This is a genomic window from Ralstonia sp. 22111 (assembly GCF_052045895.1).
Classification (GTDB): Bacteria; Pseudomonadota; Gammaproteobacteria; order Burkholderiales; family Burkholderiaceae; genus Ralstonia; species Ralstonia wenshanensis.
This window is the reverse complement of sequence record NZ_JBQEPR010000001.1, coordinates 628,219-645,168: the sequence shown is the minus strand read 5'-3', so window position 1 is coordinate 645,168 and position 16,950 is coordinate 628,219. Positions and strand designations below refer to the sequence as shown.

The window sequence follows — 16,950 nt, the reverse complement described above, 5'->3', positions numbered from 1 at the left end:
TTCGCTTCATGCCGACTTACCCGCTGGTCTCCCATCCAACACTCGAACACACGCTGGCCTGGCGTGACGGCGCGCCCGTCTCCGCACGTGCGTTCGTGGCCGATGTGATGGCGCTGGCCGCGACGCTGCCGCGGGGCGGCCACGTGTTCAACGCCTGCGCAGACCGTTACCGCTTTGCCGTCGGGCTGTGTGCGACCCTGGTGACCGGAAAAGTCAGCCTGTTGCCCCCCATGCAGACGCCCCAGATGGTGCGTCAGCTTTCGGCGTTCGCGCCCGACGTGTTTTGCCTGCACGATGCGCCCGCCTGCCCGGTCGACCTCCCGGGCTTTCGTTATCCCGATGCGTTGACGGCCGAAGCAACGCTCGTTGACGTGCCGCAGATCGACGCGTCGCAAGTCATGGCGGTGTTGTTCACGTCGGGATCCACCGGCACGCCGGTGCCGCATCGCAAGACATGGGGCGCGCTGGTGCGTTGCATGCGCACGGCAGTCGCGCACCTTGGCCTGGACGACGGGCGCGCCTTCACGCTGGTCGGCACCGTGCCAGCGCAGCATATGTACGGGTTTGAGGTGACGGTGCTGCTGGCGCTGCAGGGCGGCCTGGCGTTCAGCAACCGGCAGCCGTTCTATCCGGCGGACATTCGCGAGGCGCTTGAGGCCGTACCGCAACCACGCGTGCTGGTGACCTCGCCGGTGCATCTGCGGGCGCTGCTGGCATCGGACGCCGCGTTGCCGAGCGCATCGCTCGTACTCTCGGCCACTGCGCCGCTGTCGCAGGCGCTGGCGCGGGAGGCCGAGACGCGCCTGTCTGCGCCGCTCCTGGAAATCTACGGCAGCACCGAAACCGGTCAGGTCGCAACGCGCCGTACCGCGCAAGACACCGCGTGGCATCTGTACCCCGGCGTCCGCATGGAATCCCGCGCCGGCACGCCGGAAGACGATGGCCCAATGGTGTGGGCCGATGGCGGCCACGTCGAAACCCCTGTGCCGATGGGCGATGTGATTGAGCTGATCGACGACACGCACTTTCTCCTGCACGGCCGCAAGACCGATCTGATCAACATCGCCGGCAAGCGCTCGTCGCTGGCGTATCTGAATCATCAGCTCAACGCGATTGCCGGCGTGCAAGACGGCGTGTTCTACATGCCGGACGATGCGTCCACCGCCCCGCACACGCACGGCAGCGCCGCAGTTACGCGCCTGGTGGCACTGGTCGTGGCGCCGGGCCTGAGCGCGGCGGACGTGCTGCGCGCCCTGCATGACCGCATCGATGCAGCATTCCTGCCGCGCCCGCTGCTGCTGGTTGACGCGCTGCCCCGCAACGAAACCGGCAAACTGGCGCGCGATGTGCTGGCCGCGCTGGTCGCACAGCATTCGCACCGCAACGCAGACAAGCCCGCCATGCGCTTCACCATTCCCGCAGATCACCCGGCGTTGCCCGGGCATTTTCCAGGCCACCCGATCGTGCCGGGTGTGGTGCTGCTCGACCATGCGCTCCACACGATTGGTGCGGCGCTGGGCCGCTCGCTCGATGCGTGCAAGATCAGCTCGGCCAAGTTTCTCAGTCCTGCGACACCCGGGGAGTTGCTCGACCTCGCGTTCGAGACGACGGCGAGCAACGCCGTCCGCTTCACCATCCGCGCGGGCGAGCGCGACGTGGCCAGCGGCGTGCTGTCCGCATCGGCGCCGGAGGGCGTTGCGGCATGAAGCGCACCGACTGGGCCGAGCGTCCGGAGCGCAGCAACCTCGCGCTGCTGCGCGCGATGACGTGGCTCTCGCTGCGGCTTGGGCGGCCGCTCGGCCGGGTCCTGCTGTGGCTGATTGCGGTGTACTTCGTGGCGGCCTCTCCGGAGGCGCGACGTGCTTCGCGTGACTATCTGCGCCGCGCCCTCGGCCGGCCAGCCACGCTGCGCGACGTGTTCTGCCACATGTTCACCTTCGGCACGACCATCCATGACCGCATCTACCTGATCAGCGGGCGCTTCGACCTGTTCGACATCCGGTTGCAGGGCCAGCAGCACATACACGACGTGCTGGCGCAGGGGCGCGGTGCATTCCTGCTGGGCGCGCACCTGGGCAGCTTCGAGGTGGTGCGCGCGCTCGGCCGCACCGTGCCCGATCTGCGCGTGGCCGTCGCCATGTATGAAGAGAACGCACGCAACATCAACGCCGCGGTTGCCGCCATCAACCCGGCGGCGGCGCCGGAGGTCATTCCGCTGGGGCGCGTAGACGCCATGCTGCACGTGCGCGAGGCGCTGGACGACAACCGGCTCGTCGGCATGCTGGCCGATCGCACGCTGCTGCGCGATGCTGGGCCATCCGTCCAGCGGCTGGATTTTCTCGGTAGCGCGGCAGCGTTTCCGCTGGGGCCACTGCACATGGCCGCCATGCTCAAGCGCCCCGTGCTGTTCATGACAGGGCTGCACTTGGGCGGCAATCGCTACGCCGTGCATTTCGATCCGTTGGCGGACTTCACCGACGTGCGCCGCGAAGATCGCGCAGCCGCCGTGCAGGCCGCGCTCGGCCGCTACGTTGAGCGCGTTGAACATTACTGCCGCGCAGCGCCGTACAACTGGTTCAATTACTTCGACTTCTGGCAGGATGCCGACGCAGCCGACGCGCAGAATGCCACCCCGGCCGAGCGCCAGACCACCCAAACGCCATGACTGCAACGCGCCCATTCCTCCGCGCCCTTCTGGCCATGCTCGCGGCCAGCATGTTGGCAACGGCCGCCCACGCAGCGGATACCGCCTGGACGCTCGACCGCCTCATGTCCACGCTTGCACGCAACAAGTCGGGGCGCGCCACGTTTACAGAAACAAAGACGCTGTCGATTGCGCAACAACCCATTGAATCCTCCGGCGAGCTGGTGTTCGTGGCGCCCGATCATCTGGAAAAGCACACGCTGGCCCCCAAGCCCGAACACCTCGTGATTGACGGCGACAAGCTGACCGTGGAGCGCAACCAGCGCAAGTTCACGATGCCGCTGTCGCAGTACCCCGAGCTGGGCGCTTTTATAGAGAGCATCCGCGCCACGCTGGCCGGTAACCGCTATGCGCTCGAAGCGATCTACAAGGTCGCCATCGCCGGCCACGGCGACGACTGGACGCTCACCCTCTCGCCGCTCGACGCACGCATGCGGCAGGTGGTCAGCACCATCACGCTGGAGGGCACGCGCGATGTGCTGCGCAGCGTCGCCATCCGCCAGGCCGACGGCGATCATTCGCTGATGCGCCTGCAACGCGTGCCGGGCAATTAAGGACGCCGCGCAGATGAATCGCATGCACACCCTGCAGCGGCCCGCCGTGCTGGTCTGGTTGACCGGCCTGCTGCTGTGCGCGGTCGTGATCGGGCGGACGAGCTTTACGGCGGACCTGTCGGCGTTTCTGCCGCGCTCGCCGAGTGCGGAGCAGCGCGTCCTGGTCGAGCAGTTGCGCGAGGGGCTGGTGTCACGACTCATCCTCGTCGGCATCGAGGGCAGTGACGCGGCCACCCGCGCAACGCTGTCGAAGCAGCTCGCCGCATCGCTGCGCGCCGACCCTCAGTTCAGCGCCGTCAACAATGGTGAGCCCGTGAGCGAGGCGCGCGACCGCCAGTTCATCTTCGACCACCGCTACGTGCTCAGCCCAGCTGTCACGCCGCAACGCTTTTCCGCTGAAGGGCTGCATGCGGCGCTGGGCGAGAGTCTAGACCTGCTCAGTTCGTCAGCCGGACTGTTTGCCAAGAACATGCTGCCGCGCGACCCGACCGGCGAGGTGGCGGCGCTTGTCAGCCAACTCGACAACACCGCGCTGCCGTCGTCAATGCACGGCGTGTGGGCGTCGCGCGATGGCCAGCGTGCCGTGCTGGTCGTGCAGACAACGGCCGCCGGCTCCGACACCGATGCCCAGGCGCTTGCCATCGATACCGTACGCCGCGCCTTCGATGCGGTTGCACGCAGGGTGCCGAACGCTGCCTCAGCGCGCATTTTGATGACCGGCCCGGGCGTGTTCTCCGTTGAATCGCGCGACACCATCAAGCACGACGTCGAGCGGCTTTCCACCGTCAGCCTCGTGCTGGTGGTGGCGCTGCTGCTTATGGTGTACCGATCGCCTCGCACGGTAGCGTTGGGCTTGCTGCCGGTGCTGTCTGGCGTGGCGGCAGGCGTAGCGGCGGTCAGTCTTACGTTTGGCGCGGTGCACGGGCTCACGCTCGGGTTCGGCACGACGCTCATCGGCGAGGCGGTCGACTATTCGATCTACCTCTTCGTGCAATCGGCCCGCCTGCGTGGCGCCGCCCCCAACGACAGCTTGCGTGCATGGATTGCCACGTACTGGCCGACCATCCGCCTGGGTGTGCTGACCTCGGTGTGCGGCTTTGCGTCGATGCTGTTCTCGGGCTTTCCGGGGCTCGTGCAGTTGGGGCTGTATTCGATTGTCGGGTTGGTGACGGCTGCGCTTGTCACGCGCTACGTGCTGCCGCATCTGCGTGGTGCAGACGTGGCGACGCGGGATGTATCGCGCGTGGGCGCCTGTCTGGCACGGGCGACGTCTGCCGCGCCCCGCCTGCGCTGGGTGTTGGCGGTGGTGCTCGGGGTTGCATGTGCGGCGCTGGTGCTGCATCGCGATGGCCTGTGGAGCCGCGAACTCGCTGCGCTGAGCCCCGTACCTGCGAAGGGCCAGGCGCTCGACGCCAGCCTGCGCGCAGATGTGGGGGCGCCCGACGTGCGCTATCTGGTGGTGATTCCCGCCACGACCGAGCAGGCCGCGCTTGAAGGTGCCGAAAAAGTGGCCGCACAACTGCAACCGCTGGTGGACAACGGCGTGCTCGCCGGCTTCGAGAACCCCGCGCGCTATCTGCCGAGCGATGCCACGCAGCGCGCGCGCCTCGCAAGCCTGCCCCCCGCTGACACGCTGACGGCACGCATGCGCGGTGCCGTTGAAGATCAGCCGATCCGCGTGAAGCCTGGTCTCTTCGCCCCGTTTGTCGCCGATGTAGATGCAGCGCGCGCGCAACCACTTTTACGGCGCGCGGACCTGAAGGGCACATCGATGGCATTGGCGGTGGACGCACTGCTGACAGAACGCGCCGGCCAATGGAGCGCCATGCTGCCGTTGCGCGCACCATCAGCCGCGCCGGCCACTTTGAAGAGCGCATTCAACGCATCCAGCCTGGATGCCGCGCCGATTCGCACCGCCGTGGAGCATGCGGATGTGCCGGGCGCGCTCTTCGTCGACATGAAGGCCGAGGCCGATCGGCTGTACGTGAACTACGTGCGGGAAGACCTTCGCCTGTCGCTCGCCGGTTTTGCGGCGATCGCGTTGCTGCTGCTCGTGGCGCTGCGCTCACCGCAGCGGACACTGCGCGCGTTGGCGCCCCTGGTGGCGGCGGTGCTGGTGGTGACGGCCGGCTTTGCGGTGGCGCGCGTGCCGCTGACCATCCTGCATCTGGTTGGCATGCTGTTGATCGTGGCCGTGGGATCGAACTACGCGCTGTTCTTCAATCAACGCACGCAGGCCATTGCGCCCCAGACGCTGGTGTCACTGCTGGTAGCCAACCTGGCAACCGTGGCCGGCTTCGGCCTGCTGGCGTTTTCCCGGGTGCCGATGCTGGAAACATTCGGGCTGACCGTCGGCCCGGGCGCCATGCTCGCGCTGGTGTTTGCCGCCATCCTCGCGCCGCGCGCCCATCACGATCAGCACGCCGCCGCATGAACTCACCGATCACCACATCGCTTGGCGCGGCCCGCCGCTGGAAGCCGACCCCGCTGATCAACGGCGCGCTGGCGCTGCACGCGGGCGCGGCGGTTGCCGTTGCGACCGCCCCATCGACATGGCCGTGGGCCGGCGGCAGCGTCATCGCTTCGCATCTCGTGCTGATGGCCGGCGGTCTGTGGCCACGCAGCAACTGGCTCGGCCCGAACTGGACGCATCTGCCCGCCACGGCCGGCCAGCAGATTGCGTTGACCATCGACGACGGGCCCGACCCCGATGTCACGCCGCGCGTGCTGGACATGCTCGACCAGTACGGCGCCAAGGCCACCTTCTTCTGCATCGGCGAATTGGCGCAGCGGCACCCCCACTGCGTCGAGGCCATCGTGGCGCGCGGGCACGCGGTGGAAAACCACAGTCAGCGCCACCGGCATACGTTTTCGCTGCAGGGGCCGGGCGCGTTGCGGCGCGAGATTGCTGCCGCGCAAGACACGCTCACGCAGATCACCGGCACGCGCCCGCTGTTCTTCCGCGCGCCGGCCGGACTGCGCAATCCGTTTCTGGAGCCCGTGCTGTGTCAGCTTGGTCTGCAGCTGGCGAGCTGGACGCGCCGCGGCTTCGACACCCGCTCCGGCAACGCCGAAGCCATTGCCCACCGCCTGCTGCACGGTCTGGCGCCGCAAGACATCCTGCTGCTTCACGATGGCCACGCGGCGCGCGACGCACACGGCTCGCCCGTTTTGCTGGCCGTGTTGCCGAGGGTGCTTGAAGCCGCCGCGCACGCGCAATTGCAGTGGACGACGTTGCGCGCTGCCCTCCCGGCTCAGCCCGCGCAGACCACCCGCCCGCAAATGACCATTTGATAAAATTTGTTGACGATCGGCACACCAGTCTGCCGAACCGTCCCACCCCACAATTGCCGCGACATCATCCCCAGTGAAGCCCGTCCTGCTCACGCATTTCACCGCCACGAGCTGCCTCGGACGTGGCCTTGACGCCACGCTCGACGCGTTGCGCGGGCAACGTGGCGGGCTCACGCCGTGCAATTTCCCACGCGCCGATCTCGACACGTGGATCGGCGAAGTGCCTGGCGCCGACGCGACGCCCGTGCGCGCGGGTCTGGCTGATTTCGACTGCCGTAACAACCGGCTCGCCCAGATCGGCCTCACGCAGGACGGTTTTGCCGACGCCGTTGAAGCCGCCAAGGCTCGCCATGGCGCCGCGCGCGTCGGCGTGTTCATCGGCACCAGCACGTCGGGCATTCTCGAAACCGAACGCGCCTACCAGCAGCGCGATCCGCAAACGGGCGCGCTGCCGGCGAGCTTTCACTACGCGCAGACGCACAACATCTATTCGCCCGCAGCGTTTGTGCGGGCCTACTTTGGATTGAGCGGGCCGGCCATGGTGGTCTCGTCGGCATGTTCGTCGGGGGCCAAGGTGTTTGCCTCGGCGCGGCGCATGCTGGCTGCGGGCCTGATCGATGCGGCGGTCGTGGGCGGTGTCGATTCGCTATGCCTGACCGCGCTGTACGGGTTCAACTCGCTGGAGCTGCTGTCGCGCCAACCGTGCCGGCCGTACGATGCGGCGCGCGATGGCATCTCCATCGGAGAGGCGGCAGCCTTTGCGCTGCTGGAGCGCGCCCCTGAAACGAAGGGCGCGCTGGACGACGATACGATCTTGCTGCTCGGCATTGGCGAATCGAGCGATGCGCATCACATGTCGTCGCCGCATCCCGAAGGATTGGGCGCCCGCGCTGCCATGGCGCAAGCGCTGGCCACAAGCGGCCTGGCCGCAACAGACATCGATTACATCAACCTGCACGGCACCGGCACGCCCAGCAATGACGCAGCGGAGGCGCGCGCCATCCAAGCGATGTTCGACGGCACGGCGTGCAGCTCGACCAAGGGCGCGACCGGCCACACGCTGGGCGCGGCAGGTGCGTTGGAAGCGGTGATCACAGCGCTGGCGCTGCGCCATCAATTGCTGCCGGCCGGCATCAACACCGCGCAGTGCGATCCGGCCTTGGCCGTGAACTACCTGACGACGAGCCGTCACGCAGGTGTTCGCGCGGCGCTCAGCAACGCCTTTGGATTTGGCGGCACAAATTGCAGCCTGGTCTTCGGTCGTGCAGACCACGTGGGCCTGTCATCATGACCCGACTGAGCGCCTTTATCGAAAGCATCGGCGTGCTGGGCCCCGGCCTGCGGGATTGGCCGCACACGGCCGACGTGCTCGCAGGGCGTGCGCCCTACGCACACGCACCGACCGAGTTGCCGCCCCCCGCCGGCCTGCCATCGGTCGAACGCCGCCGCACAGGGCCCGTGGTCAAGCTCGCGCTCGCGGTCGGCCACGAGGCCGTCGCAGCCAGCGGACGCGATGCCGCCTCGCTGGCCACCGTCTTCAGCTCGTCCGGCGGCGACGGCCATAACTGCCACGCCATCTGCGAAACCCTGGCGGGCGACGATCGCAAGCTCTCGCCCACGCGCTTCCACAACTCCGTGCACAACGCGCCGGCCGGCTACTGGAGCATCGCCACGCACGCGATGGCGCCGTCCAATGTGCTGTGCGCATACGACGGCAGCTTTGCCGCCGGCCTGCTGGACAGCCTCTGCCAAGTCGCGATTGACGCCACACCCACCCTGCTGATCGCGTATGACGGCGACTACCCCGAACCGTTGAACGCGGTGCGGCCCGTGCCCGATACGTTTGCGGTGGCGCTGGTGCTCGCGCCCGAAGCAGGCCCGCGCACGCTCGCGCGCATTGATGTCGCGCTAACCGACGCGGCATCAACAGCGCTGGCGCAACCCGAGCTGGAAGCGCTGTGGCACGGCAACGCCGCGGCCCGCGCGCTGCCACTGCTGGAAGCGTTGGCGGCACGGCGCGCAGCCAACGTCGTGCTCGACTATCTGCCCGATACCCGCGTGCGGGTCGACATCACCTTCGGCACGCCATGACGTCAAGCGCGCAGCCATCTCCGCCGCTCGACCGCCACTGGATCGCCGCGCGCATTCCGCACAGTGGCGCGATGTGCCTGCTCGACACCGTCGTCGCCTGGGACGACGCACACATCCATTGCAACGCCACCAGCCATCGTGACGCCGCCAACCCGTTGCGCTCGCACGGCCAGTTGGCTGCCGTCTGCGGCATCGAGTACGCCGCTCAGGCGATGGCCGTGCATGGCGCCCTGTGCGATGCTGCGCAAGCACGCCCGCGCGCCGGCTTTCTCGCCAGCGTGCGCAGCGTTGAAGCGCACGTGCCGCGCCTCGACACCATCGATTCGCCGCTCGACATCGAAGCCGAACGCGTCGGTGGCGACGGCAACAACGTGTTGTACCGATTCACCGTGCGCAGCGGCGCACGCATCCTGTTGACCGGCCGCGCCGCTGTGGTGCTCGACGCGTCCGTTGCATGAACCTGTTTGTGAGGATTTCCGCCGTGAAAGGTCGTCTGCTTTTGATCCCTGCGCTGCTGCTGGCGCTGCTCAGCCCCCTTGCCCATGCCGATTTGTCCGAGACCAAGGAGAACATCAAGCAGGACACGAAGGAAGCGGCCCGCAAGACCGGCCATGCGGCGAAGGAAGCCGGGCATGCGACGGCCAACGCCGCACGCGCGGTCGGCCACGGCGTTAAGAATGCGGCGCATGCCACGAAATGCGGCGTGAAACATCTCTTCAAGAAGCCTTGTGAGAGCGACTAGAACGGCTGCGGGCCTGTGCGCCTAAGGCAACAAAAAACCCGGCATCCTTGGCGGACTGCCGGGTTTTTTGTTTTCTGGCGAGACGGACTTAAAAAGGAATGTCGTCGTCCATATCCTCAAAGCCGTTCGACGGTGCCGGTTGACGACGTGCACCGCCACCCTGACCGCCACCTTCACCGCCGCGGGAGTAGCCACCGCCTTGGCTTTGGCCCTGACCACCTTGGCTGCGGCCACCGCCGTAACCGCCACCGCCACCTTCACCGCCGCGCGAGTAGCCGGCACCGCCGCCACCGCCACCGCCGCCCTCACCACCGCGGCCGCCGAGCATCTGCATTTGGTCTGCGACGATCTCGGTGCTGTATTGCTTCTGGCCGTCCTTTTCCCACTGGCGGGTCTTGAGTCGGCCTTCGATGTAGACCGACGAGCCCTTCTTCAGGTATTCGCCGGCGATTTCAGCCAGGCGACCGAAGAAGGCAATGCGGTGCCATTCGGTGGCTTCCTTCATTTCGCCGCTGGCCTTGTCCTTGTAGCGGTCGGTAGTTGCCACCCGAATGTTGGTGACAGCGTCGCCGCTGGGCATGTAACGCGTTTCAGGATCGGCGCCGAGATTGCCGACGATGATGACTTTGTTGACGGACGCCATGATGAGTTTCCGAAGGTAATTGAAGTGATGCCGCCGTTGGGCCCGGTGGTTAAAACCGGTTCACGATCCGTAGCGAGCGGTCCGAGGTTGGTTTGAGAAGCGCAGCCATACATGAGTACGGTGAGCATCGCAGAGCCAAGATCGGACTGCGCAGCAGGATCGTGAACTGGTTTTCAGTGTCGGCGCAGCGCCGGCATTTGCATGGGGCTCGCAATTATAAGCCAGGCAAAAACCAGTGCGGCGCAGCTTAGGAATACCGCATGCTGCCCCGCGTGCAGCAGAATCCAACCACCGCCAGCCCCGCCCGCAAACAAGCCCAGCGCCTGCGTCGTGTTGTACACGCCCATGGCCGCGCCCTTGCGCACGCCCGGCGCGTACTTCGACACCAGCGACGGCTGCGACGCCTCCAGCACGTTGAAACCGAGGAAGTAGACCAGAAGCGCAATCGCCAGTGCGGCGAGCGTCGGATTGACCTCGCCCAGAGCCACTTGCGCCACCATCACCAGCGCCACGGCCGACAGCAGCACGATCTTCATCTTGCCGCGCTTCTCGGCGGCAATGATGGCCGGCACCATGAGCACGAACGACACGCCCATCACCGGCAGGTAGATCTTCCAGTGCGAATCAACCGGCAGGCCGGCGGCTTCCAGCATGTGCGGCAGCACGACGAACAACGCCGTCTGCGTGGCATGCAGGGCGAACACGCCAAAGTTCAGGCGCAGCAGTTCAGGGTTGCGCAAAACTTCGCGGAAGGGCGCTTTCACATGCTCGGGCGGACGCGGCGGGTTGGGCACCACCCACACCACCACGCCGATGGCGACGATGGCCAGCACGCCAATCGCCGTGAACATGCCTGGCATGCCGACCCAGCGGAAGATGATCGGCGCACTCACGATGGCCACGGCAAACGATAGGCCGATGCTGCCGCCAATCATGGCCATGGCCTTGGTGCGGTGCTCCTCGCGCGTGAGGTCGGCCACGAAGGCGATCACCGCCGACGAGATCGCGCCCGCGCCCTGGATGGCGCGCCCCACGGCGATGCCGGCGACGCTGTGCGAAAACGCGGCCACCAAGCTGCCCACCGCAAAGATGACCAACCCTGTGACGATGACGGGCTTGCGTCCGAAGCGATCCGATAGCCAGCCGTAGGGGATATAGAGCACCGCCTGCGTGAGGCCATACACGCCGATGGCGAAGGCGACGAGTTGGGTGTTGTTGCCGTCGGGCAGCGTTTTCGCGAACACCGCGAAGACCGGCATGATCATGAACAAACCCAACATGCGCAGCGCGAAGATGCCGGCCAGCGAAGCGGCCGCGCGCAGCTCAAGGCCGTTCATGCGGCCGGAAGCGGAAGTCATGGATGGGGAGGCGGAGGACATGGTGCGAAAACCGCCGCGAAAACCAGAAAAAGCGGCGACAAGGACACTTGAACGGTTTCACGGCTTGCCCCATCTGGGAGCAGATACCAGCAAAACCGAAGTTCGGTATATTAGCAGGCTTACCCTTTTCCACGCCTCCCGCCGATTGCCGCAGGCGGTCTGCACTCCGACGCCGCATTCAGCAGCATTCAGCCGCACATGGACGAAATCAAGATTCGTGGGGCCCGCACCCACAACCTGAAGAACATCAACCTCGATCTACCGCGCAACCAGTTGATCGTGATCACCGGGCTTTCGGGGTCGGGCAAGTCGTCGCTCGCGTTCGACACGCTGTATGCGGAGGGGCAGCGGCGCTACGTGGAATCGCTGTCGGCGTACGCCCGGCAATTTCTGCAGCTGATGGAAAAACCCGACGTTGACCTGATCGAAGGTCTGTCGCCGGCCATTTCCATCGAACAGAAGGCCACCAGCCACAACCCACGCTCCACAGTCGGCACCGTTACCGAGATCCACGACTACCTGCGTCTGCTGTATGCGCGCGCCGGCACGCCCTACTGCCCCGACCACGGCCAGCCGCTGGAAGCGCAAAGCGTGTCGCAAATGGTCGATGCGGTGCTGGCGCTGCCGGCGGACACCAAGCTGATGATCCTGGCGCCGGTGGTGGCCAACCGCAAGGGCGAGCACGTCGACCTGTTTGAAGCGATGCAGGCACAGGGTTTCGTGCGTTTTCGCATCCGCTCGGGCGGCGGTACCGCGCACGAAGCCGAAGCCAAGGTCTACGAAGTCGACAACCTGCCCAAGCTCAAGAAAAACGACAAACATTCGATCGAGGTCGTCGTCGACCGCGTGAAGGTCAACCCGGAACTCAAGCAGCGCCTGGCCGAATCGTTCGAAACTGCGCTGCGCCTGGCAGACGGCCGCGCCATCGCGCTGGAAATGGACACAGGCAAGGAGCACGGCTTCAGCTCCAAGTTCGCCTGCCCGATCTGCTCGTATTCGCTGCAGGAGCTGGAGCCGCGGCTGTTCTCGTTCAACAACCCGATGGGCGCCTGCCCGCACTGCGACGGCCTGGGCCAGATCACCTTCTTCGATCCGAAACGCGTGGTGGCCTTTCCGAATCTGTCGCTGGCGTCTGGTGCCATCAAGGGTTGGGACCGGCGCAACCAGTTTTACTTCCAGATGCTGCAGAGCCTGGCGGCGTTCTACGACGTCGACATCGATGTTGCGTTTGAAGACCTGCCGGCCGAGACCCAGCAGATCGTGCTGCACGGCTCGGGCAAGCAGCAGATACCGTTTACGTATATCAACGAGCGCGGCAAGACTACGGTGCGCGAGCACGCGTTCGAGGGGATCATCCCCAACCTGGAGCGGCGCTACAAAGAGACCGATTCCATCGCCGTGCGCGAGGAGCTGGCCAAGTACCAGAACAACCAGCCGTGCCCGGAATGCCACGGCACCCGCCTGCGGCGCGAGGCCCGCTTCGTCAAGATCGGCGAGGCCGACCAGGCACGCGGCATCTACGAGATCAACGGCTGGCCGCTGCGCGATGCGCTCACGTATTTCCTGACGCTGAACATGCACGGCGCCAAGCGCGAGATTGCCGACAAGATCGTCAAGGAGATCACCGCGCGGCTGAACTTCCTGAACAACGTCGGGCTCGATTACCTGTCGCTGGAGCGCAGTGCCGATACGCTGTCGGGCGGCGAAGCACAGCGCATCCGCCTCGCGTCGCAGATCGGCTCGGGGCTGACCGGCGTGATGTACGTGCTGGACGAGCCGTCCATCGGCCTGCACCAGCGCGACAACGATCGACTGATCGGGACGCTCAAGCACCTGCGCGATCTCGGCAACTCGGTGCTGGTGGTCGAGCACGATGAAGACATGATTCGCGCGTCGGACTACGTAGTCGACATCGGCCCCGGTGCCGGCGTGCACGGCGGTCAGATCATCGCCGAGGGCACGCCCGAGCAAGTCGAGCAATCGCCGGCGTCGCTGACGGGCGACTACTTGTCGGGCAAGCGTCGCATCGAGGTGCCCAAGCAGCGCACGGCGCCCGATGAAGAGCGCTGGCTGCGCATCATCAACGCCAGCGGCAACAACCTGAAGAACGTGTCGGCCGATATTCCGGTCGGGCTGCTAACGTGCATCACGGGCGTGTCGGGCTCCGGCAAGTCGACGCTGATTAACGACACGCTGTACCACGCGGTGGCGCGCCATCTGTATGGCTCGACACCGGAGCCGGCAGCCCACGACCGCATCGACGGGCTGGAGCATTTCGACAAGGTCATCAACGTCGACCAATCGCCGATTGGCCGCACGCCGCGCTCGAATCCGGCCACTTACACGGGCCTGTTCACGCCGATCCGCGAGCTGTTTGCGGGCGTGCCGTCGGCCAAGGAGCGCGGGTATGACCCGGGCCGCTTCTCGTTCAACGTCAAGGGTGGGCGCTGCGAGGCGTGCCAGGGCGACGGGGTGCTCAAGGTCGAGATGCACTTCCTGCCTGACGTGTACGTGCCCTGCGACGTGTGCCACGGGAAGCGCTACAACCGCGAAACGCTCGAAGTGCTCTACAAGGGCAAGAACATCACCGAAGTGCTGGAGATGACGGTGGAGCAGGCGCACGAATTCTTTGCGCCCGTTCCCGTGGTGCGCCGCAAGCTGCAAACGCTGCTGGATGTGGGGCTGGGCTACATCCGCCTGGGTCAATCGGCGACGACGCTATCGGGCGGCGAGGCGCAGCGCGTGAAGCTGTCGCTGGAGCTATCGAAGCGCGACACGGGCCGCACGCTCTACATCCTGGATGAGCCGACCACCGGCCTGCACTTCCACGATATCGAGTTGCTGCTCAAGGTCATTTACAAGCTGCGCGATCACGGCAATACGATCGTGATCATCGAGCACAACCTCGACGTGATCAAAACGGCGGACTGGCTGCTCGATCTGGGCCCCGAAGGTGGGGCGGGGGGTGGGCAGATCATCGCCAAGGGCACGCCCGAGGATGTGGCCAAGAGCAAGGCGAGCTTTACCGGCAAGTACCTCGCGCCGCTGCTCAAGCGGAAGTGAGCGCGGTCATCCGGCAACAAAAAAGCGCAGCTTCGGCTGCGTTTTTTTTTTGAGCATGCAGGCGTCAGTGGCTGGCTGGCGCCGTCTCGGTCTCTACCTCGTCCGCGTCTTTCATGCGGCTGCGGTTCAGCGCCCCGGCTTCATCCAGCACGGAATACGCGGCCGCGCAGAACAACGAATTCAACCGCTTGAAATCGCTGATGATGTCCAGATGCAATGAGCTGGTCTCGATGCTCTCGGCTGTCTGGGCCGACACTCGCGTGAGGTGGCTGCGCGAGTAGCGTTTCTCCAGATCGCGGAAGTGGGCCTTTTCCAGCATCAGCTTCTGCGCGCTGCGCAGGTCGCCCGTCAGGAACACCGACAGTGCCAGCTTCAAGTTCGTGACGAGGCGCGCGTGCATGTCTTCCAGCTCTTCCATGCCGGCCTCGGAAAAGGCCAGCTTGTGCGCAATCTTCTTCTCGCGCACGTCCTGGAGCAGGCGGTCGAGAATGTCGCCAGCGTGCTCCAGGTTGATGGTGAGCGAGATGATGTCGGCCCAGCGCTTGCCCTCGCGCGCGTCCAGCGCTTCGTGGCTCAGTTGCGTGAGGTAGAGCTTGATGGCGGTGTAGAGCGCATCCACCTCGTCGTCGATGGCGCGAGTGGTTTGCAGCAGGCGCACGTCGTTGGTCTTGAGCACGCGCAGGGTGTTGTCGAGCATGTGCTCAACGCGATCGCCGATGCGCAACACCTCGCGCGCCGCGTTGCCCAGCGCCAACGTTGGCGTGGCCAGCGCAGAAGGATCGAGATAGCGCGGCGCAACGAGATCGTCGATATGCGCGCCGCCCGGCAGGATGCGTGCGCACAGCCGCGCCATCGTATCGGTGAAGCCGATCAGCAGCACAGCCAGCGCCACGTTGAACACCACATGAAACGCCACGACCACGTGCTGTGGCGCGACGCCCGCGTGCGGCGCCCACTCGGCCAGCTTGCCAAGGAAAGGCAGTGCCAGCGCGGCGCCCAGCATGCGCGAGAGCAGGTTGCCCAGCGTTGCGCGGCGTGCGGCTTGGCTCGACGACGGCGTGGTCGCCAACGCAGCCACGGCGCTCCCAATATTTGCGCCCAGCACAATCGCGAAGGCCACCTTGACCGACACCGCGGCCGACGTCGCCAGCGTCGCGCAGAACAGCACCACAGCGAGGCTCGAATAGCACAGCAGCGTGAGCACCGCGCCAATCAGCATGTTCAGGCCGGTGTCCGACGAGAAGGAGCTCAGCAGCACGCGCAGCGCATTGGCTTCCACCATCGGGCTCGACGCGACCGAGATCAGCTCCAGCGCCATCATGATGAGCCCCAGGCCGATCAGGACTCGGCCGAAGTGCCCCACGGCACTGCCCTTGCGCGACAGATGCAGGATCACGCCAAAGAAGATCAGCAGCGGTGACAGCCACGACAAGTCCAGCGCAAATACCTGCGCCATGATGGCCGTGCCCACGTTGGCACCCAGCAGAATCGCCAGTGCCGACGACACGCCCATCAGCCCTTGCGCGACGAACGCCCCGACGATGGTGGCCGTGGCGTTACTGCTCTGCACCAGGCATGTCACGCCAATGCCGGCCAGCAGTGCAGAGAACCGGTTCGATACGCTGCGCGACAACAGGCGGCGCAAGTCCGCGCCGTACAGGCGCAACATGCCGACCTTGACGGTCTGCGTGCCCCATACCAACAGGGCGACGCCGGAAAGCAGCTTAAGCAGGGTGATCATTGATGCCGTGCAGTCGTGCTTATTTGGTCAGGGCAACCCGCAGCCCCAGCCCGATGAAAATACAACCGCTCGCCCGGTCGAGCCATAGCGAGGCGCGCGGTGTACGGCGCATCCAACCGCCCAGCGCGGCCGCGCACCAACCGTAGACGCCGAACACAACGATGGTCTGCGCCATGAACACCCCGCCCAGCAGCAACATCTGCAACGCAGCATGGCCGGCCTGCGCATCGACGAACTGCGGCAGGAATACCACGAAGAACAACGTCACCTTCGGGTTGAGCAAATTGGCAAAGACGCTCTGGCGATACACCTGCCAGAGGTCTGGCGCCGCCTGCGCTCCAGCATGATTCGGGCCGATGCTGCCCTTGCTGCGCAGGGCCTGGATGCCCAGCCAGATCAGATACGCCGCGCCCAGCCAACGAATCGCCTGGAAGGCCACAGGGGACGATTGCAGCACGGCTGCCAGCCCGAGCGCCGCCAGCGTCGTATGAAAGAGGCAGCCCGACGCGAACCCCGCCGCCGCCGACAGACCCGCCCTCCGGCCCTGGCTCGCGCCGCGCGCGATCACTTGCAGGTTGTCCGGCCCCGGCATCACCGTGATGGCGATCGAGGTCAGCAGGAACAGCAATACGTGGGGCATCGACGTCTCCCGGGGGCGCAGGGAAAATGGAAACGATCATGCTACTGCGCGCTGCAGCAGAACGTCATATTTTTGTCACATGAGCGTATGGGGCTGGCG

General features: G+C 65.9%; 14 protein-coding genes. 10 read left to right on the top strand and 4 right to left on the bottom strand.

All coding sequences use genetic code 11. From position 1 onward, the window contains the following. The first annotated feature begins 8 nt into the window (after positions 1 to 8). The 9 genes from ACTJK4_RS03055 (at position 9) to ACTJK4_RS03015 (ending at position 9,385) form a co-directional block, all read left to right on the top strand. Positions 9 to 1,706: an AMP-binding protein gene (locus ACTJK4_RS03055; RefSeq protein WP_440815941.1), complete on the top strand. Its 1,698-nt coding sequence runs from the start codon at positions 9 to 11 to the stop codon at positions 1,704 to 1,706. Beyond that, positions 1,703 to 2,665, top strand: coding sequence for an LpxL/LpxP family acyltransferase (locus ACTJK4_RS03050; protein ID WP_433866247.1), 963 nt, complete (start codon positions 1,703 to 1,705; stop codon positions 2,663 to 2,665). The genes ACTJK4_RS03055 and ACTJK4_RS03050 overlap by 4 nt, the downstream gene beginning before the upstream one ends. Continuing rightward, positions 2,662 to 3,258, top strand: a complete 597-nt coding sequence (locus ACTJK4_RS03045) for an outer membrane lipoprotein carrier protein LolA (RefSeq protein WP_316868282.1) — start codon at positions 2,662 to 2,664, stop codon at positions 3,256 to 3,258. The genes ACTJK4_RS03050 and ACTJK4_RS03045 overlap by 4 nt, the downstream gene beginning before the upstream one ends. 13 nt (positions 3,259 to 3,271) lie before the next feature. After that, positions 3,272 to 5,692 (top strand): MMPL family transporter, encoded by a 2,421-nt coding sequence (locus ACTJK4_RS03040; RefSeq protein ID WP_440815937.1) that lies wholly within the window; start codon positions 3,272 to 3,274, stop codon positions 5,690 to 5,692. Continuing rightward, positions 5,689 to 6,552, top strand: coding sequence for a polysaccharide deacetylase family protein (locus tag ACTJK4_RS03035; protein WP_440815934.1), 864 nt, complete (start codon positions 5,689 to 5,691; stop codon positions 6,550 to 6,552). Before ACTJK4_RS03040 ends, ACTJK4_RS03035 begins: the two co-directional genes overlap by 4 nt. Before the next feature lie 73 nt (positions 6,553 to 6,625). Further along, positions 6,626 to 7,843 carry a beta-ketoacyl-[acyl-carrier-protein] synthase family protein gene (locus tag ACTJK4_RS03030; RefSeq protein WP_440815931.1) on the top strand — a complete coding sequence of 406 codons (1,218 nt, stop codon included), beginning with the start codon at positions 6,626 to 6,628 and terminating at the stop codon, positions 7,841 to 7,843. Continuing rightward, on the top strand, positions 7,840 to 8,643 hold the full coding sequence (locus tag ACTJK4_RS03025) for a beta-ketoacyl synthase chain length factor (protein ID WP_343619014.1): 804 nt from the start codon (positions 7,840 to 7,842) through the stop codon (positions 8,641 to 8,643). Before ACTJK4_RS03030 ends, ACTJK4_RS03025 begins: the two co-directional genes overlap by 4 nt. Continuing rightward, positions 8,640 to 9,101 (top strand): hotdog family protein, encoded by a 462-nt coding sequence (locus tag ACTJK4_RS03020; protein WP_322017767.1) that lies wholly within the window; start codon positions 8,640 to 8,642, stop codon positions 9,099 to 9,101. Before ACTJK4_RS03025 ends, ACTJK4_RS03020 begins: the two co-directional genes overlap by 4 nt. A gap of 23 nt (positions 9,102 to 9,124) precedes the next feature. Further along, complete coding sequence (locus ACTJK4_RS03015; protein WP_232043086.1) at positions 9,125 to 9,385, top strand: hypothetical protein; 261 nt, start codon at positions 9,125 to 9,127, stop codon at positions 9,383 to 9,385. An 88-nt stretch (positions 9,386 to 9,473) separates the two neighbouring features. Here ACTJK4_RS03015 and ACTJK4_RS03010 read toward each other — a convergent pair whose 3' ends face one another. Beyond that, positions 9,474 to 10,028, bottom strand: coding sequence for a single-stranded DNA-binding protein (locus ACTJK4_RS03010; RefSeq protein ID WP_316878489.1), 555 nt, complete (start codon positions 10,026 to 10,028; stop codon positions 9,474 to 9,476). A gap of 173 nt (positions 10,029 to 10,201) precedes the next feature. Next, positions 10,202 to 11,407 carry an MFS transporter gene (locus tag ACTJK4_RS03005; protein ID WP_232041897.1) on the bottom strand — a complete coding sequence of 402 codons (1,206 nt, stop codon included), beginning with the start codon at positions 11,405 to 11,407 and terminating at the stop codon, positions 10,202 to 10,204. Positions 11,408 to 11,605: 198 nt separating this feature from the next. Here ACTJK4_RS03005 and uvrA point away from each other — a divergent pair, with 198 nt between their 5' ends. Next, entirely contained in the window at positions 11,606 to 14,470 is a 2,865-nt protein-coding gene (gene uvrA / locus ACTJK4_RS03000; protein ID WP_232041896.1) for an excinuclease ABC subunit UvrA, read from the top strand. 64 nt (positions 14,471 to 14,534) lie between these two features. Here uvrA and ACTJK4_RS02995 read toward each other — a convergent pair whose 3' ends face one another. Then, entirely contained in the window at positions 14,535 to 16,211 is a 1,677-nt protein-coding gene (locus ACTJK4_RS02995; RefSeq protein WP_232041895.1) for a Na/Pi cotransporter family protein, read from the bottom strand. Between the two features lie 19 nt (positions 16,212 to 16,230). Next, complete coding sequence (locus ACTJK4_RS02990; RefSeq protein ID WP_322017769.1) at positions 16,231 to 16,851, bottom strand: LysE family translocator; 621 nt, start codon at positions 16,849 to 16,851, stop codon at positions 16,231 to 16,233. Between the last annotated feature and the right edge of the window lie 99 nt (positions 16,852 to 16,950).

Excerpts from the sequence above, each read along its gene's own strand:
- ACTJK4_RS03055 (WP_440815941.1), top strand. The coding sequence starts at position 9 with ATGCCGACTTACCCGCTGGTCTCCCATCCAACACTCGAACACACGCTG.
- ACTJK4_RS03050 (WP_433866247.1), top strand. The coding sequence starts at position 1,703 with ATGAAGCGCACCGACTGGGCCGAGCGTCCGGAGCGCAGCAACCTCGCG.
- ACTJK4_RS03045 (WP_316868282.1), top strand. The coding sequence starts at position 2,662 with ATGACTGCAACGCGCCCATTCCTCCGCGCCCTTCTGGCCATGCTCGCG.
- ACTJK4_RS03040 (WP_440815937.1), top strand. The coding sequence starts at position 3,272 with ATGAATCGCATGCACACCCTGCAGCGGCCCGCCGTGCTGGTCTGGTTG.
- ACTJK4_RS03035 (WP_440815934.1), top strand. The coding sequence starts at position 5,689 with ATGAACTCACCGATCACCACATCGCTTGGCGCGGCCCGCCGCTGGAAG.
- ACTJK4_RS03025 (WP_343619014.1), top strand. The coding sequence starts at position 7,840 with ATGACCCGACTGAGCGCCTTTATCGAAAGCATCGGCGTGCTGGGCCCC.
- ACTJK4_RS03020 (WP_322017767.1), top strand. The coding sequence starts at position 8,640 with ATGACGTCAAGCGCGCAGCCATCTCCGCCGCTCGACCGCCACTGGATC.
- ACTJK4_RS03010 (WP_316878489.1), bottom strand. The coding sequence starts at position 10,028 with ATGGCGTCCGTCAACAAAGTCATCATCGTCGGCAATCTCGGCGCCGAT.
- ACTJK4_RS03005 (WP_232041897.1), bottom strand. The coding sequence starts at position 11,407 with ATGTCCTCCGCCTCCCCATCCATGACTTCCGCTTCCGGCCGCATGAAC.
- uvrA (WP_232041896.1), top strand. The coding sequence starts at position 11,606 with ATGGACGAAATCAAGATTCGTGGGGCCCGCACCCACAACCTGAAGAAC.
- ACTJK4_RS02995 (WP_232041895.1), bottom strand. The coding sequence starts at position 16,211 with ATGATCACCCTGCTTAAGCTGCTTTCCGGCGTCGCCCTGTTGGTATGG.
- ACTJK4_RS02990 (WP_322017769.1), bottom strand. The coding sequence starts at position 16,851 with ATGCCCCACGTATTGCTGTTCCTGCTGACCTCGATCGCCATCACGGTG.